This window comes from Micromonospora sp. NPDC005252 (assembly GCF_042872475.1).
Classification (GTDB): Bacteria; Actinomycetota; Actinomycetes; order Mycobacteriales; family Micromonosporaceae; genus Micromonospora.
In genome coordinates this window covers 33,213-57,659 of sequence record NZ_JBIAKN010000010.1, presented here as the reverse complement: position 1 = coordinate 57,659, position 24,447 = coordinate 33,213, and the positions used below count along the sequence as shown (strand labels likewise).

Sequence of the window (24,447 nt, the reverse complement as noted above, 5' to 3'; positions counted from 1 at the left end):
AGTCAACTCCGCTCCTGGCGGGGGAGCACCACCTCGCGCAGGATCAGTTGCAACGCGGCCACCGTGGGGATGGCGATCAGCGCGCCCACCACGCCCAGCAGCGCCACCCCGAGCAGCGCGGCCAGCAGGGCGGCGACCTCGTTGACCTCCACCGAACGCCGCATCACCTTCGGGTAGATGAGGTAGTTCTCGATCTGCTGGTAGATCAGGAAGAAGACCGCGCAGGCGACGCCGGTGGGCAGGTCGGCGGCGAAACCGACAAGGCTCACGATCACCGCGCCCAGGGTCGCGCCGATCTGCGGGATCAGGTCGGTCACCGCGACGACCACGGCCAGCGCGAACGGGTACGGCAGCCCGACGATCAGCGCGAAGACGAAGGTGGTCGCGCCGGCCAGCACGGCGATGCTCAGCGCGCCGACCATGTAGGCGCCGACCTTCGCCAGGATCTCGTCGCCGATCAGCTGCACCCGCTCCCGCCGCGACCGGGGCACCACCGAGTAGCCCAGCGAGCGCAGCCGGTTGAAGTAGGCCAGGAAGTAGATGGTCAGCACCAGCACGGTCAACGTCCGGAACACCGTGCCGAAGATCAGTTGGGCGCCCCCGAGCACCCCGCCGAGCGCCCGGCCGATGGTGGCCGCGTTGGCCGCGCCCTGCACCCGCTCCACCACGTCGTACCGCTCCACCAGGTCATTGACCGTCGGATTGCGGCGCAGCTCGTCGAGCAGGCTCGGGATCTGGTCGATGAACTGCCCGGACTGCGTCACGATCGGCGGGACCAGCGCCACCACACCCCCGCAGAGCAGCAGCACCACGGTCAACGCCACCACCGTCACCGCCAGGCCGTGGGGCACACCCCAGGTGCGTAGCCGCACCACCGCCGGGTTGAGGCCCACCGCGAGAAAGAGCGCGATCACCACCAGCACGAGGATGCCGCCGGCATTGCGAATCCCCAGATAGAGGGTGTACGCCAGCAGCACGCCCAGCGCGCCCGTGAAGCCGACCAGGAAGCTGCTGCGTCGCAGTGGACGCCCCGGCGTGCCGAACTTCCCGGACGGCACGGCAGGCGGCTCCTCCGGGTCGATCCCCGGTGCCGGCACCGGCACGGGAGGCGGCGTCTCGTCCGGCGGCGGCGTCTCGACCGGCAGTGGCGTTTCCGCCGGCGGTGGCGTTTCCGCTCGCGGGGGACCTGGGGTCACGTCCGGGTCGTCGCCGGACGGGTCGTGCTGCGGCACCAGGGACCTCCCGGCTCAGGCGGTGGGATGGCGGGCGGCGGCCACGAACGCCCGCCACGCGGCTGTCGCGAACACCAGCACCGCGCCGGACGGGTCCTTGCTGTCCCGCACCCCCACCAGTCCGGGCAGATTGTCCGCCACCTCGACGCACTCACTGTTACCGCTGCGAGTGGAGGTGCGCCAAACCGCGCCGCTCAGGTGCATGAATTCACTGCTTCCTTCATCAGGTCAATCGAGTGCCGATGAGAGAGCGCTTCGTTTCTCAGCGTCTCCCATCGTGAGAGCAGCGTAGCTACGTCACCATCTCGGTCAACCACGACGCCGGCAAGCTGGTTTTCGAGGTTGCCGACCCAGCCACCGTCGGCGCCGCGCGCAAGCGTGAAGGGTCCGGACATCCCGACGTGCACTCCAACCTCGGCGGGAATGACGTGCACGCTGACCGGCGGGCGTTGGGCGTAGGTGATCAACTGGGTGAGTTGCTCGACCATGAGCCCACGCATGTGCTCAGCGGTGTGCCGCAGCGCGTGTTCGTCCACGACCGCGATGAGCTGCGGTGGGTCGGGTTGCGTGAGGATGGACTGGCGGTCCAGGCGCGCTTGCACGCGGCGTTCGACCTCGTCGTCGCTGAGCAGATCGTCGCAGCGGATCACCGCGCGGGCGTAGTTCTCGGTCTGCAGCAGACCCGGGACGAGCGTGGGCTGGAAGCAGCGCAGTTGGCGGGCGGTCCGCTCGGCGTCCAACCAGGGCCGGAACCAGCTCGGCAGGCCGTCGCGCTCGGCGAGCTTGAGCAGGTGCACGAGCAAGCCTCCGGTGGTCAGGACCTCGTCGGCGCGGGCCAGGAAGAGCCGGTCCAGCGGCCGTTGGCCCAGCTCCAGCGCGGACACCATCGAGCCGGAGTAGTGCACCAGCCGACCGAACTCCTCCTGACTCATCCCGGCGGCGGTCCGCAGCCGGCGCAGTTGGGCGCGGATCATGTCGGCCGTCGGCGCGGCGTCGCCTTCCACAGTGCCTCCGCAGGTTGTTGGTGATCGCCACCGGTCGACCCGGCGGACCACGCCGTTACCCCAGTCACGCCGGCGGACACGACGATGCCTTCCGACCGTAGTGGTGTTCTCAGCAGACTGTCACGTACCCGGTCGCCGCTGTCGCCCCAACCGGCGGCGCGTCCGTTCTGAGTCAGTCGAGGAGGTATCGATGCCGCGCCTTCGCCGTTCCGGTCGGTCCGACCCCGTTCACCCGGTGCCGAGGTCGCCCGCCGGCTGCACGCCGTCGGGTTCCGGTCCACAGGAACGGGCCCGTACGTCCGGGCTGCCGCTGCCGCGGCTCGGGCCGTACCCCCTGTTTCCCCGAGCCTGCGGCGATCGGACGCCGCACACCCCGCTGCGGCCTCTGTGGTGCTGCCGGGCCGACGGCCGACCATGGCCCTGCGCGGACGCCCGGCTGCTGCTCAAGGCGGAGTTTGACGCGGACCCGGTGGCCCTGACCATCTACCTGGCCGGCCTCTACCATGAGGCGGCACACGACCTGTACCAGCTCAACCCCTACGACGGGCCGACGCCCCGGGAGTTGTTCGAACGGTTCGTCGCGTGGGGCCCGTTCCGCCGCCCGATCATCGACTAGACCCGGCCGACGCGCAGATCTTGGACAGTTTCCGTTCCTGTTGAACGGAAACTGTCCAAGATCTCGAAGCTCGGACGGGTGGGTGCCCGTCAGTCCTTCTCGATCGTGACCTTGCTGGGCTTGGCGCTGCGCTCGTCGGTGGTCGGCTTGCTGGGGCGCTTGCCGTTCTCACCGGTGCTGGTGATCTTCGTCGGCTTGGCGCCCCGGCCACCCTCGCCCGGAACGGCCGCCACGGTCGGTTCGCCGTCCACCCCGGCGCTGGCCGCGCCGCCGTCGACAGTGGTCACCGGCTCGGCCACCGGGCGGGCCGTGGACTGCTCGGACTCGCCGGCCGCGGCGGCGTTCGCCGGCTGCCGGGCGTCGTCGGGCTCGGTCGTGAGGCCGAGCGCCGTGCCGGCCGCGACAGGCGCACCAGCGTCGTCGGGCTCGGTCGTGAGGCCGCTCGCCGTGCCGGCGCCGACAGGCGCACCAGCGTCGTCGGGCGTGGTAGCGCCGTCGTCACCGATACCGGACCCGGTCGCGGCCTGGCCGCCTGCCGGCTCGGTCACGGCCGTCGGGTCGGGGCGGTCGTCCGTGGCCGGTGCGGTCGGGCCGTCGATCGGGCCGGTGGTGCTGCGCAACCGCACCTCGGCCATCTGCCGCTCGAGCTCGTCGGACTCCTGCCGCGCCTTCCAGGTCTCCTGCCGCAGGTCGGCGAGCTGCTGCTGGGCCTGCGCGATCTCCAACATCACGTGGGCGAGCTGCTGCCGGCCGGCGGCCGCCTCCTGCTGCGTCGCCGCCAGGTGCTGCTGCGTGGTCGCCAGGTGCTGCTGGGTCGTGGCCGCGTACTCCTCGAACTGGCGGCGCGAGGCCGCGACGTGCTCGTCGGCCTTGCGGCGCTTGTCACCCGCCTCGGTCGCGGCGCGGCTCAACAGCTCGGCCGACTCCGTCTCGGCGCGCTGGCGCAGGGCCGACGCGTCCCGCTCGGCCGCCTGACGGATCGCATCGGCGCCCTGCTCGATCTCGTTCTTGCGGGCGGTGTACTCGGTCTCCAGCTCGTTCTTGCGGGCTGTGAACTCGGATTCCAGCTCGGCGCTGCGCGCAGCCCAACCCGACTCCAGCTCCTGCTGGCGGTTGGCGAACGTGGACTCCAGCTCCTGCTTGCGGGACTCGTGCTGCTTGTCCAGCTCGTCGCGCCGCTTCGCGAACTCCTGCTCGGCGGTGGACCGTCGCTGGGCCAGCTCGCGGTCGGCCGCCTCGCGCCGCGAGTTGACCTCCTGCTCCACGCCGGCTCGCCAGGCGCCCAGCTCCTGCTGGGTCTGCGCCCGGGACTGCTGCACGTACGCCTCGGTCTCGCTGCGCATCCGCTGCACGTACGCCTCGGTCTCGGACCGACTGCGCTTGGCCGACTCGGACGCCTGCGTGGTCAGCCGCTCGGCCTCCTGCTGGGCCTTCGCGCGGGTGGCGCGGCCGGCCATCGACGCGTCGTCGATGATCTGCTTGGCCTCCTGCTGTGCCTTGGCGTGGGTCGCCCGGCCCGCCTCGGTCGCCGTGTCGGTGAGCCGCTTGGCCTCCTGCTGTGCCTTGGCGTGCACCTCCTTGGCCGCCTCGCGCAGCTCGCCGGCCTCCTGCCGGGCGGTGGTCAGCGCCTCGCGGGCCGCCTCGCGCAGCTTGGTGGCCTCCTGCTGTGCCCGGGTGTGGATCTCCTTGGCGGTGTCCCGCAGGTGGGTGGCCTCCTGCTGGGCCTTGGCCAGCTCGTCCTGTGCGGTCTTGCGCAGCTTCGCCGACTCGTCCTTGGCCGACCGCAGGGTCGCGTCCGCCTCCGCGCGGCGGGAGGCGCTGTGCCGCTCCTCCTCCTGGCGCCGGGCGGCGAGAGCGATCTCGAAGTCCTTCAACGCCCGCGCGGCCTGCTCGCGGGCCTCCTCGATGATGTGCTCGGCGGTGGCGCGACGGGCGTCGATCTCCTCGTTGGCCGCCGACAGGATCTGCTCGGCCTGCTCCTCGGCGAGGGTGAGGATCGACTCGACGCGGGGACCCAGGTGCCGGAAGGAGGCCCGGTCCACCACGTTCATCTGCTTGCGGACCTGGGTCAGATCCCGTTGCAGCACCTCGACCTGGCCGGCGAGCTTGTGGATCTGTGTATAGGCCTGTTCCCGTTCGGCGGCGAGGGTCGCGATCTCGTGCTCGGCACGCGCGACGTACCGGTCAACCTGTTTCTTCTCGTACCCCCGCAGAGCGGACTCGAAGCTGGGCTCCGTGGTCACGTCCCCGCCGAGAGCGAACAGTTCCTCGCCGTGCGACATGCCCCCATCCTCACACGCATCGCCCCCTGCTGGGGCGATACGGACGCCCCTTGTGGGACCTACTTCACTCCGTGGCGAGGGCGCCACACCAAGGGTTGGGAAACGCACACGGCGCGAGGTCACACCGGTCACCCGGTGTCACCTCGCGCCGTCGATGCCCCGACCTGACGCCTCGCGTCAGCCGGCGGTCTCCGCGGTCACCCGCTCCTGCCCGCCGTCGGTCTTCTTCGCCTCCGGCTTGGCCGCCGGGGCAGCCGCCGCCGGCATGCCGGGCACGATGCCGGCGAGCCCGGAGAGCATCTGACCGAGCTGCGAGGTGACCGCGTCCTTCTGCCGGGTGAGGTCCTCGACCTCGCGGCGGGCGGCCTGCGTGGTCAGCTCGGCCTCGGTGCGCGCCTCGGTGAGCAGGCGCTGCGACTCGGCCTTGGCCTCGTTGAGCGTCTTCTCGGAGTGCGCCTTGGCCTTGTCGATCGTCTCGGCCGCGTTGCGCTCCGACTCGACCCGGCGGGCCTCGGCGCGCTGCTCGATCTCCTTGGCGCGCTCCTGCGCGGCCCGGGCGCGCTGCTCGGCCTCGCTGACCATCTTCTGGGTCTGCGCGACCTGGGCGGCGTGCCGCTCGGACTCCTCGCGCTCGGCCTTCTCGCGCCGCTCGGCCAGCTGCAGCTCCAGAGCCTGCAGGTCCTTGTCGCGCTTGTCCCGTGCGTCGGTGAGCAGCTTGGTCGCCTCGGCGCGCTTCTCCTCGGCCTCGCGGGCGGCCTTCGAGCGGTGCTGGGTGATCTCCCGCTCGGCGGTGGCCCGGAGGGTGGCCACCTCCCGCTCGACGGTGGACTTCAGCTCGGCCACCTCGTGCGCCGTCACCGTACGCAGCTGCTTGGTCTCGCGGTCGGCGTCGGCGCGCAGCGTGTCGGCCTCGCGGCGGGCCTGCACCCGGACCTCGGCGGCCTCGCGCTCGGCGGCGGTGCGCAGGTTGCCGGCCTCGCGCTCGGCGCTGGCCTTCATCGCGGCGGCCTCGGCGCGGGCCTTGTCCGTGATCTCCCGGGCCTCGAGGCGGGCGGCGGAGAGGATGCCCTCGGACTCGCGCTTGGCCTCGTTGCGGTGGTCGTTGGCCTGCTCCTCGGCGAGCCGGAGGATCTGCTCGACGCGGGTGCCGAGCCCGGAGAGGGTGGGCCGGCTGTTCTCTTCGAGCTGCTTGTTCGTGTCGGTGAGCTTCTGCTCCAGCGCACTCATGCGCTGCTCGGCCTGGCGGAGGCGACGCTGGGCGTCGTTCATCCGCTGCTCAGCCTCGGCACGGGCCTGCTCGGACTGGGTCAGCGCGGCGGTCATCCGGCCGATGAAGTCATCGACCTGGTGAGTGTTGTATCCGCGCAGGCCAACGGTGAAATCTGGCTGCGAGTTCGCGTTATCGAAGAACGCGAGAGGGGAGGACTGCTGCTGGGGCATTGGGACATACTGGCAGACGCCCCAGGGTGCTTCGCAAGAGCGGTGCGGAGCTTTCGTGTCCTCATTACATGGTCAACTGACCTGGCCGCCGAGGCCGGACCAATCGGCGATCTTGGCAGGTCCCGGGCGGGACGGGCGCCACGCAGCGTGACACGAAAAAGGGCCACGGGTGCGCCCCGTGGCCCTTTGTTCGATCCGGATGGGTTCCCGCTAATGGGGGTGGAAGAACAATGGCCGATCACCGCATTGGCCACCGGCTGCTCATCCGTCCGGCCGGTGGCCCGCTCAGTGCCCCCGGAACCGGTTGATCGCTTCCTCGTGCCGGGCCCGCAACTCCCCGTCACGGACGCCCAACCCGTCGGCGGGCGCGAGGCAGCGCACCCCGACCTTGCCCTGGTGCGCGTTGCGGTGGACCTCGTACGCGGCCTGACCGGTCTGCTCCAACGGGTAGGTACGCGACACCGTCGGGTGCACCTTGCCGAGCGCGACCAGGCGGTTGGCCTGCCACGCCTCGTGGTAGTTGGCGAAGTGGCTGCCCACGATCCGCTTCAGGTGCATCCACAGGTAGCGGTTGTCGTACTGGTGCTGGAACCCGCTGGTGGACGCGCAGGTGACGATGGTGCCGCCACGGCGGGCCACGTAGACGCTCGCGCCGAACGTCTCCCGTCCCGGGTGCTCGAAGACGATGTCCGGGTCCTCGCCCCCGGTCAGCTCGCGGATCCGCTCGCCGAAGCGCCGCCACTCGTCCTGGTCCTGGGTCTGCTCGTCCTTCCAGAACCGGAAGCCCTCGGCTGCCCGGTCGATGACCAGCTCCGCGCCCATCCGGCGGCACAGCTCGGCCTTCTCCGGCGAGGAGACCACGCAGACCGGGATCGCGCCCCCGTTGAGGGCCATCTGGGTGGCGTACCCGCCGAGGCCGCCGGAGGCACCCCAGATCAGCACCACGTCACCCTGCTTCATGTTGGCGCCGTGGTGTGAGACGAGCTGCCGGTACGCGGTGGAGTTGACCAGCCCGGGGCTGGCCGCCTCCTCCCAGCTGAGGTGCCGCGGCTTGGGCATCAGCTGGTTGGCCTTGACCACGGCCAGCTCGGCTAGGCCGCCGAAGTTCGTCTCGAAGCCCCAGATCCGCTGCTGCGGGTCGAGCATGGTGTCGTCGTGGCCGGCGGCGTCCTCCAGCTCGACGGAGAGGCAGTGCGCGACGACCTCGTCGCCGGCCGCCCACCGGGTCACCCCCGGGCCGGTACGCAGCACCACGCCGGCCGCGTCCGAGCCGACCACGTGGTACGGCAGGTCGTGCCGGCGGGTCAGCTCGGAGACCCGGCCGTAGCGCTGGAGGAACTTGAAGGTGGACACCGGCTCGAAGATGCTGGTCCACACCGTGTTGTAGTTGATCGCGCTGGCCATCACCGCGATCAGCGCCTCGCCCGGCGCCAGCTCCGGCGTCGGCACCTCCTGCACGTGCAGCGCCTTGCGAGGGTCCTTGTCCCGGGTGGCCATGCCGTCGAACATCCGGGCCTCCTCGGCGCGGACGACCACGCCTCGGTAACTCTCCGGCACGGGCAGTCCGGCGACGCCCGCCAGCTCGCGGTCCGGATCGTTCGATTCCTCCGCCGCCATGATCGCTTCGAGGATGTCCTGCACGGTGACCTCCGGTTCGTCCCCGCACCCGCACGGGCCGGGTGCTGCCATCGTCGGGGCCGATGGACACGACCACCATGTCGGCATTCGACACATCCGGCCCCGGTCGCGCTCCTGTGGGCCGGGACGTTACTGAACGGTAGCTAGGGCGGGAAGTCCTCTGTGAAAAACTGCATCCACCAATGCGTGAAGGTGCCCGGCCGCCCCGCCAACCACGCACAGACGTGCGCGCCCACCCCCCTGCCCCACCCACGACCCACCCCATGCCCCACCCCAGACCCCACCCCCGTGATCAAGAGGTTTGCGTCATCTGCGAACCGCGGATTGACGCAAACCTCTTGATCACCGGGGGTGGGCGGGGGTCGGTGGGCCGGGGTGGGCGGGTCAGTGGGTGGGGGCGGGTTCCACCAGTTCGATCAGGACGCCGCCGGCGTCCTTGGGGTGCACGAAGTTGATCCGGCTGTCGGCGGTGCCGCGGCGCGGGGCGTCGTAGAGCAGTCGTACGCCCCGCTCGCGCAGCGCCGCGCAGGCCACGTCGATGTCCGCCACGGTGTACGCGACCTGCTGCACGCCCGGCCCGTTGCGGTCGAGGAACTTCGCGATCGTCGACTCCGGGGTGAGCGGGGCCAGCAGTTGCACGCAGCCGCCCTCGGCGGTCGGCCCGACGGTCAGCATCGCTTCCCGTACGCCCTGCTCGGCGTTGGTCTCGGTGTGTACGCAGCGCATCCCGAAGGTCCGCTGGTAGAAGTCGATCGCGGCATCCAGGTCGGCGACGGCGATGCCGACGTGGTCAATCTTGCGAAGCCCGATGTCTGTGACGTAGTCCGCACCGGGCTCGACGGGGGAGTTCTCAGCCATGGCGCTAGTCTGGCCGAACAATCGTTAAGGCGTACAGCTCGGCACCCCCCTCGGAGGCAGGCATGGCTTCGGTGATCGTCAGCGGCGCGCGGACCCCGATGGGGCGGCTGCTGGGCAACCTCAAGGACCTCCCGGCCACCAAGCTCGGCGGGATCGCCATCAAGGCGGCCCTGGAGCGGGCCGGCGTCAGCCCGGACCAGGTCCAGTACGTGATCATGGGCCAGGTGCTCCAGGCGGGCGCCGGGCAGATCCCGGCCCGGCAGGCGGCGGTCGAGGCCGGCGTGCCGATGTCGGTGCCGGCGCTGACCATCAACAAGGTCTGCCTCTCCGGCCTGGACGCGATCGCCCTGGCCGACCAGCTCATCCGGGCCGGCGAGTTCGACATCGTGGTGGCCGGCGGCATGGAGTCGATGACCAACGCCCCGCACCTGCTGATGGGCCAGCGCACCGGCTACAAGTACGGCGACGTGGTGGTCAAGGACCACATGGCGCACGACGGGCTCAGCGACGCCTGGGACTGCTGCTCCATGGGCGAGTCGACCGAGCGGCTCGGCACGAAGCACGGCATCTCCCGCGAGGAGCAGGACGCCTTCGCCGCGGCCAGCCACCAGCGGGCCGCCGCCGCGCAGAAGAACGGCCACTTCGCCGAGGAGATCACCCCGGTGCTGATCCCGCAGCGCAAGGGTGACCCGCTGGTGATCAGCGACGACGAGGGCATCCGCCCGGACACCACCGTCGAGTCGCTGGCCAAGCTGCGTCCCGCCTTCGCCAAGGACGGCACGATCACCGCCGGCAGTTCCTCGCCGATCTCCGACGGCGCCGCCGCCGTGGTCGTCATGAGCAAGGCCAAGGCCAACGAGCTGGGCCTGACCTGGCTGGCCGAGATCGGTGCCCACGGCAACGTCGCCGGCCCGGACAACTCCCTGCACTCGCAGCCGTCCAACGCGATCAACCACGCCCTGAAGAAGGGCGGCCTGAGCGTCGAGGACCTGGACCTCATCGAGATCAACGAGGCGTTCGCGCAGGTCGGCATCCAGTCCACCCGCGACCTCGGCATCAGCCCCGACAAGGTCAACGTCAACGGCGGCGCGATCGCGCTGGGCCACCCGATCGGCATGTCCGGTGCGCGTCTCGTCCTCACCCTCGCCCTGGAGCTGAAGCGGCGCGGCGGCGGCACCGGCGCGGCCGCTCTCTGCGGCGGCGGCGGCCAGGGCGACGCGCTGATCATCCACGTGCCGGGAAGCGCAGCGGCTGCACAGTGAGCGATGCGATCGAGGGCGTCCCGGCGGCGGCCCCCACGTCCGTGCGCCGCAGCCGGGACGTGCCGCTGCTGGTCGAGCGGGCCCGCACCGGTGACCCCCGTGCGGTGGCCCGCCTGATCACCCTGGTGGAGAACGGCGACACCCTGCTGCCGGCGATCGCCGCCGCGTTGGCGCCGTACGCCGGGCAGGCCCAGGTCGTCGGGCTCACCGGCTCGCCGGGGGTGGGCAAGTCCACCACCACCAACGAGCTGGTCCGCGCGCTGCGGGCACGTGGGCACCGGGTCGGCGTGCTGGCGGTCGACCCGTCCAGCCCGTTCACCGGCGGGGCGATCCTCGGCGACCGGGTGCGTATGCAGGACCACGCCACCGATCCGGGCGTCTACATCCGGTCGATGTCCAGCCGCGGGCACCTCGGCGGGCTGGCCGCGGCGACACCGCAGGCGGTCCGCGTGCTGGAGGGCGCCGGCTGTGACGTGGTGCTGGTGGAGACCGTCGGCGTCGGGCAGGCCGAGGTGGAGGTCGCCTCGCTGGCCGACACCACGCTCGTGCTGCTCGCCCCCGGCATGGGGGACGCGATCCAGGCGGTCAAGGCCGGCATCCTGGAGATCGCCGACGTGTTCGTGGTCAACAAGGCCGACCGGGACGGCGTCGACGCCACCGTCCGCGACATCCAGGGCATGATCGCCCTGGGTGAGCGCGGCCCGGGGCAGTGGCGGCCTCAGGTGGTCCGGTCGGTCGCGGCCCGGGGCGAGGGCATCGACGACATCGCCGCCGCCATCGACAAGCACCGGGGCTGGCTGGTCGAGCACGGCGAGCTGCGCCGCCGCCAGGAGGCGCGGGCCGCCGCCGAGATCGAGGCCATCGCGCTCGGCGCCCTCCGCGCCAGGATCGGCTCACTGCGCGACGGTACGGAGCTGAGCACGCTCGCCGCCACGGTGGCCGAGGGTGGTCTCGACCCGTACGCGGCGGCGGACACCCTGCTCGCCCAGCTCGCCCGGTGACCGTCCACGCCGGACAGCCCTGCGCTGCCCGACCCTTGTAGGCTCGCACCGCCCCACGGCGGTGGGGTCGGCGTGAGGAGCAGGGGGAGTGGGCATGGATCACGAGGCGACCCAGGAGCTGAGCGCGACGACGGCGCCGGCCGGCGGCACGACGCAGGTCGCCGACGAGGTGATCGAGAAGATCGCCGTCGCTGCGGCTCGCGCGGTGCCCGGGGTTGCCGAGCTGGGCGGCGACGTCGCCCGGTTCTTCAACTCCGTCCTCGACCGGGTCGGGCTGGACCAGGTGGGCGACGCCCGGCGGGGCTGCTCGGCACACGTGACCGGCGACGCCGCCGTGGTCAACCTGGTGCTGGTGATCGAGGCCGGTCAGCCGGTGCCGGAGATCACCGGGCAGGTGCGGGCCCGGGTCACCGAGGCCGTCGAGGCGTACGGGCTGCGGGTCGACGAGGTCAACATCCGGGTCGACGACGTGGCGATGGGCGCTTCCGCCGCTCCCACGCTCTGACCTGGTTACCCGTCGGTACGAGCTTACTTAGCGATCGTTCAGGCCAGGGCTCTACACTCGACGTGCAGTCGAGGAACCGAGGAGGAGCCCTGCGCATGGACGCCGACGAGATCGACGCCGGACGGGCACGCTGGCAGGCCCGGTACGACTCCGCGCGCAAGCGGGACGCCGACTTCACCACGCTCTCCGGGATGCCGGTGGAGCCGGTCTACGGGCCGCCTGAGGGCAGCGCGTACCCGGGCTTCGAGCGGATCGGCTGGCCGGGCGAGTACCCGTACACCCGGGGTCTTCATCCGACCGGCTACCGCGGGCGGACCTGGACGATCCGGCAGTTCGCCGGCTTCGGCAACGCCCAGCAGACCAACGAGCGGTACAAGATGATCCTCGGCGCCGGCGGTGGCGGCCTGTCGGTCGCGTTCGACATGCCGACGCTGATGGGCCGCGACTCGGACGACCCGCAGGCGCTCGGCGAGGTCGGCCACTGCGGCGTCGCCATCGACACCGCCACCGACATGCAGGCGCTCTTCGACGGCATCGACCTGGCCGACGTCACCACCTCGATGACCATCTCCGGCCCGGCCGTGCCGGTGTTCTGCATGTACCTGGTGGCCGCCGAGCGGCAGGGCGCCGACCTGTCCAAGCTGGACGGCACGCTGCAGACCGACATCTTCAAGGAGTACATCGCGCAGAAGGAGTGGCTCTTCGACCCCGAGCCGCACCTGCGCCTGATCGGCGACCTGATGGAGTACTGCGCGGCGGAGATCCCGCGCTACAAGCCGCTGTCGGTCTCCGGCTACCACATCCGCGAGGCCGGCTCGACCGCCGCGCAGGAGCTGGCGTACACCCTGGCCGACGGTTTCGGCTACGTGGAGCTGGGCCTCTCGCGCGGCCTGGACGTGAACGTCTTCGCGCCGGGGCTGAGCTTCTTCTTCGACTCGCACCTCGACTTTTTCGAGGAGATCGCCAAGTTCCGCGCCGCCCGCCGGATCTGGGCCCGCTGGCTGCGCGACGTCTACGGCGCGACCAGCGAGAAGGCCCTCTGGCTGCGGTTCCACACACAGACCGCCGGGGTGTCGCTGACCGCCCAGCAGCCGGTCAACAACGTCGTACGCACCGCCGTCGAGGCGCTCGCGGCGGTGCTCGGCGGAACGAACTCGCTGCACACCAACGCGCTGGACGAGACCCTGGCGCTGCCCACCGACGAGTCCGCCGAGATCGCCCTGCGTACCCAGCAGGTGCTGATGGAGGAGACCGGGGTGGTCAACGTGGCCGACCCGCTCGGCGGCTCCTGGTACGTCGAGGCGCTGACCGACAAGATCGAGGCCGAGGCGGAGGAGATCTTCGCCCGGATCCGGCAGCTCGGCGGCGACGCGCCGCACCAGATCGGCCCGATGACCTCCGGCATCCTGCGCGGTATCGAGGACGGCTGGTTCACCGGGCACATCGCCGAGTCGGCATTCGTCTACCAGCAGGCCCTGGAGAAGGGCGACAAGAAGATCGTCGGCGTCAACTGCCACACCGGCACGGTCGCCAAGGAGCTGGAGATCCTGCGCATCTCGCACGAGGTGGAGCTGGAGCAGCGCCGGGTGCTCGCCGAGCGCAAGGCCGGACGGGACGACGCCGCGGTCAAGGCCGCGGTCGCCCGGATGGTCGAGGCCAGCCGCACCGACGAGAACATGGTCCCCGCCATGCTCGACGCGGTCCGCGCCGAGGCGACCCTGGGCGAGATCTGCGACGCCCTCCGGGCCGAGTGGGGCACCTACCGCGAACCCGCCCGTTTCTGACCCATACCACCACCCCCGTCGATCGCGCGGTCGCTGCCGGACGGACGCCCCGTCTCGGCGGCGGAACTGCCCGATCGCCGGGGGTGGAATGGGGCGTGAGAGTCGCAACGTCGCAGTTGTGGGTGAGCCGGGATTCCGGGCTCGCGTGCGAGACTAGGTAACCATGAGCGACCCACGGATCACCTCGTCGATCTTCACCCGCGGCGCGGTCGACCTCAGCACGCTGCGCGGCCCCGCACCAGCCAGTACCCGCCCCGGCACACCCCCGCAGGGCGGCCCGTCCGCCGGCGTGCCCGGCGCGCAGACCGCCGGCGGCAACGCCGCCATCGTCGACGTCACCGAGGCGACCATCCAGGCCGATGTGCTCGAACGGTCGATGGCCATGCCCGTCATCGTCTTCTTCGGTGCGGCCGGCTTCCCGGAGAGCGACGAGTTCGCCCCGGTGCTGGAGCGGCTGGCCGCCGAGAGCGGTGGCACCTGGGTGCTCGCCCGGGTCGACGTGCAGGAAAACCCGCGGATCGCCCAGATGTTCCGGGTCCAGGGCATCCCCATGGTCTACGCGGTCGTCGGCGGCCAGCCGATCGACGCCTTCTCCGGTGTGGTGCCCGAGGCCCAACTCCGCCAGTGGATCCAGGCGGTGCTCAAGGCCGGTGGCGTGGCCGTCGCCGAACCGGAGGACCCGCGCCTCGACGAGGCGGACGACGCGCTCATGAGCGGCGACCTGGACGCCGCCGAGCAGGCGTACCGCAAGATCCTCGCCGACGCCCCGGCGGACGCCGCGGCCACGGCGGGCCTGGCCCAGGTCGGCGTGGCCCGCCGGGTGGCCGGCGCCGACCCGGCCACCGCGCTCGCCGCCGCCGAGAGCGCCCCCGACGACGTCGCGGCCCAACTGCTGGCCGCCGACATCGAGGTGCTCAGCGGCCTGGCCGAGCAGGCGTACGCCCGGCTCGTCGGCCTGGTCCGGCGGACCGCCGGTGAGGACCGTGAGACGGTCCGCCAGCACCTGGTGTCGCTGTTCTCCATCGCCGCCCCGGACGACCCGGCGGTCGCCTCGGCCCGACGGGCCCTGGCCAGCGCCCTGTTCTGAGTTCGCCGCACGGATCGTGAGTTCGTAGTACGCCAGCGCGGGCCGGCGTTTCGCCGGCCCGCCCGACCACCGAGGACGGGAGCTCATGATGCGCCGGATCGCCGTCCTCGACGCGCCGACAAATCTCGGCCTGCGACCGCCGACGTCCACCTCCGTGCCGGGCTGCGCCAAGGCGCCCGGCGCGTTGCGCGACCACGACCTGCTGGCCCGGCTGCGGGCCCGGGACGCCGGCTGCGTCACCCCACCCCGGTACGACCCCGGCGACTGGCGGCCCGGTGACGGCGTGTGCCACGCCCGGGAGATCGCCGACTACTCCCTCGCCCTCGCCGAGCGGGTCGGCTCGATCATCGACCGGGGCGAGTTCCCGGTGGTGCTGGGCGGCGACTGCTCCGTGCTGCTCGGCTCCGCGCTGGCCATGCACCGCCTCGGTGAGGCGGTCGGCGGGCGGATCGGGTTGGTCTTCGTCGACGGGCACTCCGACTTCCGGCACCCCGGCAACGCCTCGTACGTCGGCGCGGCCGCCGGGGAGGACCTGGCCCTCGTCACCGGGCGCGGGCAGGCCGACCTGGCCGCGCTGGAGGGCCGTCGACCCTACTTCCGCGACATCGACGTGGTGGTGCTCGGCATCCGGGCGCAGGACGAGTACCGCCTCGACCTCCAGGCCGCGGGCATCACCACCCGACCGGTGCCGGCGCTGCGCGCCGAGGGCGCCGCCCGGACGGCCCAGTGGGCGCACGAGCAGCTCGCCGACTGCGCGGGCTACTGGGTGCACATCGACGTCGACGTGCTCGACCCGGCGGTGATGCCGGCCGTGGACGCCCCCGACCCGGGTGGCATCGCCTTCGCCGAGCTGGAGATCCTGCTCGCCGGCCTGGTCGACACCCCACACTGCCTCGGCGTCGAGCTGACCGTCTTCGACCCCGACTACGACCCGGACGGCTCGTACGCCGCCGAGATCGTCAACACCGTGGTCGCCGGCCTGGCCCCGGTCACCGCCCCGGAGGCGGTGCCACCCCGACTGCTGTCGCCCCGGCCCACGCCCTCCCCGCGGCGAGGCAACGGCCGGGCCGCGACCGCCAGCGAGCGGCTCGCCGGGCGTGATGGGCTCGATCGTGCCGCGCGCCTCGCCGGGCGCGACGGCCCCGATCGGGTCGACGAGCGCGGCGGCGACGACCTTTCCGATGGCGACGCCTCCGGCAGCCAGCCCCCGGGCGTCGGGTCTGCCGGCGTCGGTCCCTCCGGCGTCCGTTCGTCGATCGGCGCGGTGGCTGACGGTGCGGTGGCTGACGGCGTCGCGCCGGCGGTGGCGCCACCCGGCGCGGGCGGGCGGGCCCCAGCCGAGCCATCCGGCCTCGCGGCCCAGATCGCGGCCACGGTCGAGCGCGAACCGGTCGGTCCGCCCGCGTCGGCCGGCCCGGGTCTGCTCCGACGACCCTCCCCGCCGACGGAGACCCCGCCGGAGAGGCACGAAGCCGACTCCGCCTGATCCGGTCCCGGCCCACCTCGCCGCGATCCACCCCGGAATCAGCGAAACCGGGGTGTCCGGATGGCCTGGACACCCCGGTTTCCGCGGAACCGGGTGGATCACCGCTGGGCGCGGGTGGCGACCAGCGGCGTGCGGCGGGTCAGGTGGCGGGCAGGGCCCGGAGGAAGCGCTCGGCGATCGGGACGGCTGAGGCGGTGCTGGCCCCGCCCTTCTCCACGAACACGGCGAACGCGACGTCACCCCGCCAGCCGACGAACCAGGCGTGCGTGTGGGCCGGGTTGTCGTCGTACTCGGCGGTGCCGGTCTTGCCGTACACCTCGCCGCCCGGAACGTCCTTGAGCGCGCTCCCGGTGCCGGCGGTGACCACCTCGCGCATCATCGTGCGCAGCGCCGCGACGGACTCGGGCTTCAGCTGCTCGCCGGGCGGGGCCGGCTTGGCCGGTGCCGGGTCGACCAGCAGCTTCGGCTGCTCGAAGCGGCCCCGGGCGACGGCCGCGGTGGCGCCGGCCATGGCCAGGGGGCTGACCAGCGTGGTGCCCTGGCCGAACGACGCGGCGGCCTGCTCGGCCAGGCTGCCGCCGGTCGACACCTTGCCGGTGAAGGCGTCCGTGCCGAGATCCCACTGCCCCTCCAGGCCCAGCGAGCGGCCGGCGGCGGCCAGCCCGTCACCGCCGAGCTTCGGGGCCAACGAGGCGAAAGCCGTGTTGCAGGACTTGGCGAAGTCGGTGCGGAACGGCACCGAGCCCAACTCGAAGTTGTCCGAGTTCTTGAAGGACCGGCCATCGACGGTGAAGGTCTTCTTGCACTCCACCGGCCCGTCCAGGGTGACCGCGCCCCGGTCCAGCAGACCCAGCGCACTGACCATCTTGAACGTGGAGCCCGGCGGCACCTGGGCGGTGAAGGCCAGGTTCTCGCCGGCCGGCCCGGGACCGTTGGCGGCGGCGAGCACCGCGCCGTCCTTGATGCGTACCGCCACCAGGGCGGCTCGGCGCGGCTCCGCGCGCAGGGCTGCGTCGGCCGCGTTCTGGGTGGCCACGTCCAGGGTGGTCTTCAGCGCCTGACCGGGCTGCGGCTCCCGGTGGAACAGTTCGGTGCCGGTGGCTGCCAGCTTGCCGTCCTCGGCGGGCCGCTCGACGACGACCGTCAGACCGGGGGCGCCGCGCAGCCGCTCGTCGTAGCGGCCCTGCAACCCGCCGTGCCCGACCAGGTCGCCGGCGACGTACCGGTCCGGGTGGGCGGCGAGGTCGTCGGCCTGCGCCGGGTCGACCGAGCCGAGCAGCGCGCGGGCGAACTCCCGGGTCGGCGCCAGGTCGAGCTTGTCGGAGACGAACTTGGTGCCGGGCAGGTCGTAGATCCGCGGCTTGATCTGCCGGTACGCGTCCTCGCGTAGGGTCACGACCTCGACGAGCGCGCCCGGGTCGGCCTCGGCCACCCGCTTCGGCAGGTCGGCCAGGTCGACGGCGGGAACCAGGGCCGGGCGGATCGCCTTGAAGGCCGCGTCGAGATCCTTGACCAGCTTCTTGATGTCGGTGACCTGGTTCGGCTGCACACCCACCCGCACCACCTGGCGGGGCGCCACGATCGGCTTGCCGGCCGCGTCCAGCAGGCCCGCCCGGGGGCCGGTGTCGCGGCGCAGCCCCAGCCGGTCGCCCTTGGTGAGCTGCTCGTGGATCACCCGCGGCTCCCACATCACCTGCCACTGGTCGTCGTCGCCCTGGACGAGCCGCAGCTCCCGGTCGTACGTCCAGTGGGTCTGGCCCGGCAGGGGCCAGTCGACCCGGATCGTCGTGGTCGCGATGTTCTTGGTGATCTTCGGCTCGCCCTGCCGGGTCAGGGTGGGCGGGGTGGCCGCCAACTCGCCGGACAGCTCCTTGATCTCCTTGGTCACCTCGGCCGCCGGCATTTTGGCACCGGTCGTGTCGACCATCGCGACCGCCTGCAGGTCGCCACTGCGCCAGCCGGCGAGGAAGGCGTCGGCGCTGTGCTCCGGCCCGTCGTCGCCGGAGCACGCCGCCAGGACGCCAGCGGTGAGCAGGGTCGCAGTGAGCGCGGCGACCCGTCGGGCGCGGTTCGGCCGGTGGGGCCGGGGGTAGGACAAGGTCATGAAGCGGTCCTTCCGGTCTCGGGCTGCCCTGCACGGTAGTACGCGAAGGGTGTCCCCAACGTCCCGTGTGGCGCTCGACGTGCGGAAAGACGGGCCGGGCCGGTGTGATGAACATCGCGGGGCGGGGTATCCCGCAACCGGCCAACCTCGGACCCGCAACGGGTGAAAGGACAAAGTCCGGATCCGGACGTCCGGCCAGTGGTCCGCCGACCAAGGCGCGAAACGGCAGGCCTACGCTGGGCGGCAGAGTGACCCACAACGCGGTGGGTCGAGGGGAGTGGCACCGATGGACCGGCGTCCGGCGATCAAACCGGAACCCGACCTCCGGCAGGATGACTCCGGCCGGGACGACGACAGCTTCGATTCGGCGACCGACGGGGACGGCTACGGCCGGCTCGACACGGGCGTCACGGGGCTGACCGGGTCGAGCATCGACACCATCTACGATCTGGGCCTGCCGACCGAGGCGTTGGCCGACGACGTGGAGGATGCCGAGCTCGACGAACCGGTCCCCAACGCGGAGCGCCTGGTGGCCCAGGCTGTCGCGCTCGCCGGGGACGACCACGACGCGGCGACCCTGGTCGGTCGCTTCTGGCGGTTCGCCCCGGACGAGGAGCTGGTCGGCTTCACGGCGGAGGAAATGCTCGACGCGGCCCGGGCGCACCGGGACCTGGCCCAGCAGCGGGTGCCCGGCGAGTTGAAGCTGCGGATCCACGAGCCGCACGCCGACCAGCACCACACCGTTGTCGAGATCGTCACCGACGACATGCCGTTTCTGGTCGACTCGGTGACCGCGCTGCTCAACTCGTACCACCTGGACGTGCATCTGCTGGTGCACCCGCTGGTGGTGGTCCGGCGCGAGCCGCTGGGCCGGCTCACCGAGGTCTCGGCGGACGTGGAGCCGGACGACGCGATCGCCGGCGACATCATCGAGAGCTGGATGCGGATCGAGATCGACCCGGTCCGGGACGCCGCCGAACGCGACCGGCTGCGCCGTGAGCTGCAACGGGTGCTCACCGACGTGCGGGAGGCCGTGGAGGACTGGCCGAAGATGCGTCAGCGTGCGCTCGCGCTCGCCGACGAGCTGGCCTCGGCCCGCACCTCGGACAACCGTCCGCCGGTGCCGGAGAAGGACATCACCGACTCGGTGGAGCTGCTGCGCTGGCTGGCGCACGACCACTTCACGTTCCTCGGCTACCGCGAGTACCGCCTGGTGGACGCCCCGGACGGGAACCCCGCCGACCAGGTGGACGGCAAGGCACTGGAGGCGGTGCTCGGCACCGGCCTGGGCATCCTGCGCTCGGACTCCCCGGAGGCCCGGTCGCTGTCGTCGATGACGCACGAGGCACACGAGAAGGTGCTGGAGAAGCGCCTGCTCATCATCACCAAGGCCAACTCGCGGGCCACCGTGCACCGCTCGGCGTACCTGGACTACATCGGGTTCAAGATCTTCAACTCCGAGGGCGAGGTCATCGGGGAGCGGCGCTTTTTGGGCCTGTTCTCCACCGCGGCATACCGGACCAGCGTCCGGGAGCTGCCGGTGGTGCGTCGTAAGGTCGCGGAGGTGCTCGACCGCTCCGGCCTGAGCCGGCGCAGCCACTCCGGCAAGGATCTGCTGCAGATCCTGGAGACCTACCCGCGCGACGAGCTGTTCCAGATCAAGACCGACGACCTGTACCACGCGGTGATCGGCGTGCTGCGGATGGCGGGCCGCCGGCAGCTGCGGGTGTTCCTGCGCCGCGACGCGTACGGGCGGTTCATCTCCTGCCTGATCTACCTTCCCCGGGACCGGTTCACCACCCAGAACCGGCTGCGCATGCAGGACATCCTGCTGCGTGAGCTGAACGGCGTCGGGGTGGATTACACGACCCGGGTCACCGAGTCGATGCTGGCTCGGGTGCACTTCATCGTCCGTACCGACCCGACCCGGCCGCCCGGCGACATCGACGCCGACCTGCTGGCCGAGGAGCTGGCCGACGCCACCCGGCTCTGGGACGACGACTACCGGCTGGTGCTGGAACGCAAGCTCGGCGACGAGCAGGCCAAGCACCTGTTCACCCGGTACGCCGACGCGTTCCCGGAGGGCTACAAGGACGGGCACACGCCGTACGAGGCGATGAAGGATCTGGCGAAGCTGGAGCTGCTGGAGGAGCCCGGTCAGCTGGAGATGCACCTGTTCCGCAAGCAGTTGGCCCCTCGGCCGGGCACCCGGATGCCGGGGGCCGATTTGGCCGAGGCGATGGACGTCCGGTTCAAGGTCTACCGGTACGGCGAGCCGATGATGCTCTCCGCCGTGCTCCCGGTGCTGCACTCGCTCGGCGTCCGCGTGGTCGACGAGCACCCGTACGAGGTGGACCGGATCGACGGTCGGGTCTACCTGTACGACTTCGGCCTCAGGCTGCCCGAGGGGCACCACGAGCTGTCCGAGGTGCGCCCACACGTGGAGAACGCGTTCGCGGCGGCGTGGCGTGGCGAGGCCGAGGTGGACCGGTTCAACGAGCTGGTGCTGCGCGCCGGGCTGACCTGGCGGCAGGTGGTGGTGCTGCGGGCGTACGCGAAGTACCTGCGGCAGGCCGGCACGGTCTTCTCGCAGGACTACATGGAGCAGACCTTCATCGCGTACCCGAAGCTCGCCACCCTGTTGGTGGAGCTGTTCGAGACGCGCTTCGCGCCGGGCGAGCTGACCGCCGAGCAGCGGCAGCAGCGCAGCGGCGAGTTGGTGGAGACGATCCGAGGCGCGCTGGACGACGTGGCGAGCCTCGACCAGGACCGGATCCTGCGCTCGTACCTCACGCTGATCGAGGCGACGCTGCGGACCAGCTTCTACCAGAAGCCGGTCGGCGGGCGGCCGAAGGCGTACGTGGCGTTCAAGCTCGACCCGCAGGCCATCCCGGACCTGCCGGCGCCCCGGCCGAAGTTCGAGATCTTCGTCTACTCGCCGCGGTTCGAGGGCGTGCACCTGCGGTTCGGGCCGGTGGCCCGGGGCGGGTTGCGCTGGTCCGACCGTCGCGAGGACTTCCGCACCGAGGTGCTGGGCCTGGTCAAGGCGCAGATGGTGAAGAACACCGTGATCGTGCCGGTGGGTGCCAAGGGCGGCTTCGTGCTGAAGCAGAAGCCGGGCGACCGGGACGAGGCGGTCGCCTGCTACCAGGAGTTCGTCGGCGCGATGCTGGACGTCACCGACAACATCGTCAGCGGGCAGATCGTGCCGCCCGAGGACGTGGTCCGGCACGACGGCGACGACCCGTACCTCGTGGTGGCGGCGGACAAGGGGACGGCGACGTTCTCCGACATCGCCAACGAGATCTCCCTGGCGCACAACTTCTGGCTGGGCGACGCGTTCGCCTCCGGCGGTTCCGCCGGCTACGACCACAAGAAGATGGGCATCACTGCCCGGGGGGCGTGGGAGTCGGTCAAGCGGCACTTCCGCGAGCTGGGCCTGGACACCCAGACCCAGGACTTCACAGTCGTCGGCGTCGGCGACATGTCCGGGGACGTCTTCGGCAACGGGATGCTGCTCTCCGAGCACATCCGGCTGGTGGCCGCGTTCGACCACCGGCACATCTTCCTCGACCCCGATCCGGACGCGGCCACCTCGTACGCGGAGCGTCGTCGACTGTTCGACCTGCCCCGCTCGTCGTGGGAGGACTACAACCCCGAGCTGATCTCGGCCGGGGGCGGCATCGTCCCGCGTACCGCGAAGTCGATTCCGATCACGCCGCAGGTCCGGGCGGCGATCGGCCTCGACGACGACGTCACCCAGCTCTCGCCGCAGGAGCTGATGAAGGCGATCGTCACCGCTCCGGTGGACCTGTTCTGGAACGGCGGCATCGGCACGTACGTCAAGGCGTCCACCCAGACCAACGCGGAGGTGGGCGACAAGTCCAACGACGCGATCCGGGTGGACGGGCGCAGCCTGCGCTGCCGGGTGGCGGGCGAGGGCGGCAACCTGGGCTGGACCCAGCTCGGCCGGATCGAGTACGCGTTGACCGGCGGCCGGATCTACACCGACTTCATCGACAACGCGGCCGGCGTGGACACCTCCGACCACGAGGTGAACATCAAGATCCTGCTGAACACCGCGGTGGCCGACGGTGAGCTGACCACCGCCGAGCGGGACGAGCTGCTGGCCGGGATGACCGACGAGGTCGCGGAGCTGGTGCTGCGGGACAACTACGACCAGGCTCGGGCGATCAACAACGCCCAGGCCCAGGCCGCCTCGCTGCTCCCGGTGCACCGCCGGATGATCAACGAGCTGGAGCGGTCGGGCGGGTTGGACCGGGCGCTGGAGGCGTTGCCTCCGGACGAGGAGCTGGCGGTCCGCAGCGAGTCCGGACTGACCGCGCCGGAGTTCGCGGTGCTGCTCGCGTACGTGAAGATCGTCCTGGAACGGGAGATCCTCACCGAGGGGTTGGCCGACGAGGAGTGGACGACCGAGGTCCTGGTCAACTACTTCCCGACGCCGATGCGCGAGCGGTTCGCCGACCGGATGGGCCGGCACCGGCTGCGTCGGGACATCGTCACCACCGTGCTGGTCAACGAGGCGATCAACCGGGGCGGCATCTCGTTCGTCTTCCGGGTCGTCGAGGAGACCGCGGCCAGCGCGGCGGACGTGATCCGGGCGTACGTGGTGGTCAGCGAGGTGTTCGGCCTGCGGAACCTGTGGGACGCGGTGGAGGCGCTGGACAACAAGGTCGCGCCCGAGTTGCAGACCAGTGTCTACCTGGACACCCGCCGGCTGCTCGACCGGGCGGTGCGCTGGCTGGTCACCAACCGGCGCTCGCCGATCGACGTGCCGACCGAGATCTCCCGGCTGCGCGACGGGGTGGCCCGGCTCCTGCCGGGGCTGGAGGAGCTGTTCTACGGCGGCGAGCGGCAGGCCATCGAGGCGCACATCGACTCGATGACCGACCGTGGGCTGCCCCGCGAGCTGGCGGAGCAGGCGACCCGGCTGATGTACAGCTTCGGCCTGCTGGACGTCGTGGAGACCGCGACCCGCAGCGGACGGGACGTCAGCGAGGTGGCCTCGGTCTACTTCGTGCTCTCCGACCTGTTCCGGGTGGACTCGCTGCTGTCGAAGATCTCCCTGCTGCCGCGCGAGGACCGCTGGCAGACCCTCGCGCGGATGGCGCTGCGCTACGACCTGTACGCCGCGCTGGCCGCGCTCACGGCGGAGGTGCTCGACTCCACCCCGGAGGATCAGCCGCCGCACGAGCGGGTGCAGCAGTGGGAGCAGTCGAACGCCACGTCGATCCACCGGGCCCGCCGGGCGATGGGGGAGTTCGACGAGTCGCGGGCGGATCTCGCAGCCCTGTCCGTGCTGCTGCGCCAGATCCGCACCCTGGTGCGGACCTCCGCCGCGGCCTGATTCGGTACGCCGGACGCGGTCCGGCCGATCGGGTGACCCCGACCGGCCGGGCCGCGTCCGTGTTCGTCCGCCTCACGCCGCCAGGGTGGCGAAGACGACCACGTTGTCCTGGTAGCTCTTGGCCGCCTCGTCGAACTGGCCGCCGCAGGTGACCACCCGCAGGCCGGGCCGGTCGTTCGGCCCGTACACCAGCTCGGTGGGGAAGGACGTCTTCGGGTACGCCTTCACCGAGTCGACCCGGAACGTCGCCGGCTGGCCGTCCGCCCGCTGCACCGTGATCGTGTCGCCGGGCACGAGAGAGCCGAGGTCGAAGAACACGGCCGGGCCGAGCTTCGCCGAGTCCACGTGCCCGACGATGACCGCGTTGCCGGTCTCACCGGGGCTCGGGCCCGGTTCGTACCAGCCAGCCTGGTCGGCCTGCTCCAACGGGGGGACCTGCACGGTGCCGTCCGGGTTGGTGCCGAGCGACATGATCGTCGCGTTGACGCCGATGCGGGGGATCTCGATGGTGCTCGGGGCAGCCCGGTTCAGCCCGACGGGAATGTCGCCCTGCGCGGCGTGCTCCCCATCGTCCGGCGCCGTGGCGTCGTTCCCGGTGACCGTCGGCCCGGGGACCTCGGGGCCGGCCTGGGCGAGCGGCTGCGGAGGGCGGGGAGCGGGCCCGGTCTGCAACGAGGCGCCGATCATGCCGGCGCCGATCATGGCCAGGGTGACGACGACGGCCGCGCCGGCGGCGCGCCACGGTCTCCCGTGACGGCCGCCGGCCCGTGTCGCCGTCAC

16 protein-coding genes and 1 pseudogene are annotated in these 24,447 nt (G+C 71.7%); 8 read left to right on the top strand and 9 right to left on the bottom strand.

The genetic code is table 11. The features are described from left to right. Positions 1-2: 2 nt before the first annotated feature. The 3 genes from ACFYPH_RS24690 to ACFYPH_RS24680 form a co-directional block, all read right to left on the bottom strand. Positions 3-1,097, bottom strand: a complete 1,095-nt coding sequence (locus ACFYPH_RS24690; protein ID WP_387185116.1) for an AI-2E family transporter — start codon at positions 1,095-1,097, stop codon at positions 3-5. Between the two features lie 150 nt (positions 1,098-1,247). Then, positions 1,248-1,436, bottom strand: coding sequence for a DUF397 domain-containing protein (locus ACFYPH_RS24685; RefSeq protein ID WP_354856950.1), 189 nt, complete (start codon positions 1,434-1,436; stop codon positions 1,248-1,250). After that, a complete protein-coding gene (locus ACFYPH_RS24680) occupies positions 1,427-2,206 on the bottom strand; it encodes a helix-turn-helix transcriptional regulator (RefSeq protein ID WP_387185113.1) in 780 nt (259 codons plus the stop codon). Before ACFYPH_RS24680 ends, ACFYPH_RS24685 begins: the two co-directional genes overlap by 10 nt. A 334-nt stretch (positions 2,207-2,540) precedes the next feature. Between ACFYPH_RS24680 and ACFYPH_RS24675 the strand changes: the two genes are divergently transcribed. Continuing rightward, positions 2,541-2,852 carry a hypothetical protein gene (locus ACFYPH_RS24675; protein WP_363941481.1) on the top strand — a complete coding sequence of 104 codons (312 nt, stop codon included), beginning with the start codon at positions 2,541-2,543 and terminating at the stop codon, positions 2,850-2,852. Between the two features lie 89 nt (positions 2,853-2,941). On the opposite strand, the gene ACFYPH_RS24670 is transcribed toward ACFYPH_RS24675, so the two are convergent. The 4 genes from ACFYPH_RS24670 to mce form a co-directional block, all read right to left on the bottom strand. After that, positions 2,942-5,134, bottom strand: a complete 2,193-nt coding sequence (locus tag ACFYPH_RS24670) for a hypothetical protein (RefSeq protein ID WP_387184945.1) — start codon at positions 5,132-5,134, stop codon at positions 2,942-2,944. A gap of 177 nt (positions 5,135-5,311) precedes the next feature. Continuing rightward, on the bottom strand, positions 5,312-6,574 hold the full coding sequence (locus tag ACFYPH_RS24665) for a cell division protein DivIVA (protein WP_354856954.1): 1,263 nt from the start codon (positions 6,572-6,574) through the stop codon (positions 5,312-5,314). A gap of 285 nt (positions 6,575-6,859) precedes the next feature. Then, the gene (ccrA, locus tag ACFYPH_RS24660; RefSeq protein ID WP_354856955.1) at positions 6,860-8,215 is read right to left on the bottom strand and encodes a crotonyl-CoA carboxylase/reductase; all 1,356 of its coding nucleotides are present in this window, start codon (positions 8,213-8,215) and stop codon (positions 6,860-6,862) included. A gap of 381 nt (positions 8,216-8,596) precedes the next feature. Then, a complete protein-coding gene (gene mce, locus ACFYPH_RS24655) occupies positions 8,597-9,070 on the bottom strand; it encodes a methylmalonyl-CoA epimerase (RefSeq protein WP_354856957.1) in 474 nt (157 codons plus the stop codon). Between the two features lie 62 nt (positions 9,071-9,132). Between mce and ACFYPH_RS24650 the strand changes: the two genes are divergently transcribed. The 6 genes and pseudogenes from ACFYPH_RS24650 to ACFYPH_RS24625 form a co-directional block, all read left to right on the top strand. Next, positions 9,133-10,332, top strand: a complete 1,200-nt coding sequence (locus ACFYPH_RS24650) for an acetyl-CoA C-acetyltransferase (protein WP_354856959.1) — start codon at positions 9,133-9,135, stop codon at positions 10,330-10,332. Beyond that, positions 10,329-11,333 carry a methylmalonyl Co-A mutase-associated GTPase MeaB gene (meaB, locus tag ACFYPH_RS24645; protein ID WP_387184940.1) on the top strand — a complete coding sequence of 335 codons (1,005 nt, stop codon included), beginning with the start codon at positions 10,329-10,331 and terminating at the stop codon, positions 11,331-11,333. Before ACFYPH_RS24650 ends, meaB begins: the two co-directional genes overlap by 4 nt. Positions 11,334-11,427: 94 nt before the next feature. After that, positions 11,428-11,838, top strand: coding sequence for an Asp23/Gls24 family envelope stress response protein (locus tag ACFYPH_RS24640; RefSeq protein ID WP_355066050.1), 411 nt, complete (start codon positions 11,428-11,430; stop codon positions 11,836-11,838). Between the two features lie 95 nt (positions 11,839-11,933). Beyond that, the gene (locus ACFYPH_RS24635; protein ID WP_387184937.1) at positions 11,934-13,622 is read left to right on the top strand and encodes a methylmalonyl-CoA mutase; all 1,689 of its coding nucleotides are present in this window, start codon (positions 11,934-11,936) and stop codon (positions 13,620-13,622) included. Between the two features lie 163 nt (positions 13,623-13,785). Beyond that, positions 13,786-14,709: a tetratricopeptide repeat protein gene (locus tag ACFYPH_RS24630; protein ID WP_387184934.1), complete on the top strand. Its 924-nt coding sequence runs from the start codon at positions 13,786-13,788 to the stop codon at positions 14,707-14,709. An 85-nt stretch (positions 14,710-14,794) separates the two neighbouring features. After that, a pseudogene (locus ACFYPH_RS24625) lies at positions 14,795-15,761 on the top strand (arginase family protein); the annotation flags it as partial. Positions 15,762-16,334: 573 nt separating this feature from the next. Here ACFYPH_RS24625 and ACFYPH_RS24620 read toward each other — a convergent pair. After that, complete coding sequence (locus tag ACFYPH_RS24620) at positions 16,335-18,299, bottom strand: penicillin-binding transpeptidase domain-containing protein (RefSeq protein WP_363940469.1); 1,965 nt, start codon at positions 18,297-18,299, stop codon at positions 16,335-16,337. Positions 18,300-18,585: 286 nt separating this feature from the next. Between ACFYPH_RS24620 and ACFYPH_RS24615 the strand changes: the two genes are divergently transcribed. Beyond that, positions 18,586-23,667: an NAD-glutamate dehydrogenase gene (locus tag ACFYPH_RS24615; protein ID WP_387184931.1), complete on the top strand. Its 5,082-nt coding sequence runs from the start codon at positions 18,586-18,588 to the stop codon at positions 23,665-23,667. 72 nt (positions 23,668-23,739) lie between these two features. Here ACFYPH_RS24615 and ACFYPH_RS24610 read toward each other — a convergent pair whose 3' ends face one another. After that, entirely contained in the window at positions 23,740-24,447 is a 708-nt protein-coding gene (locus ACFYPH_RS24610) for a class F sortase (protein ID WP_354856974.1), read from the bottom strand.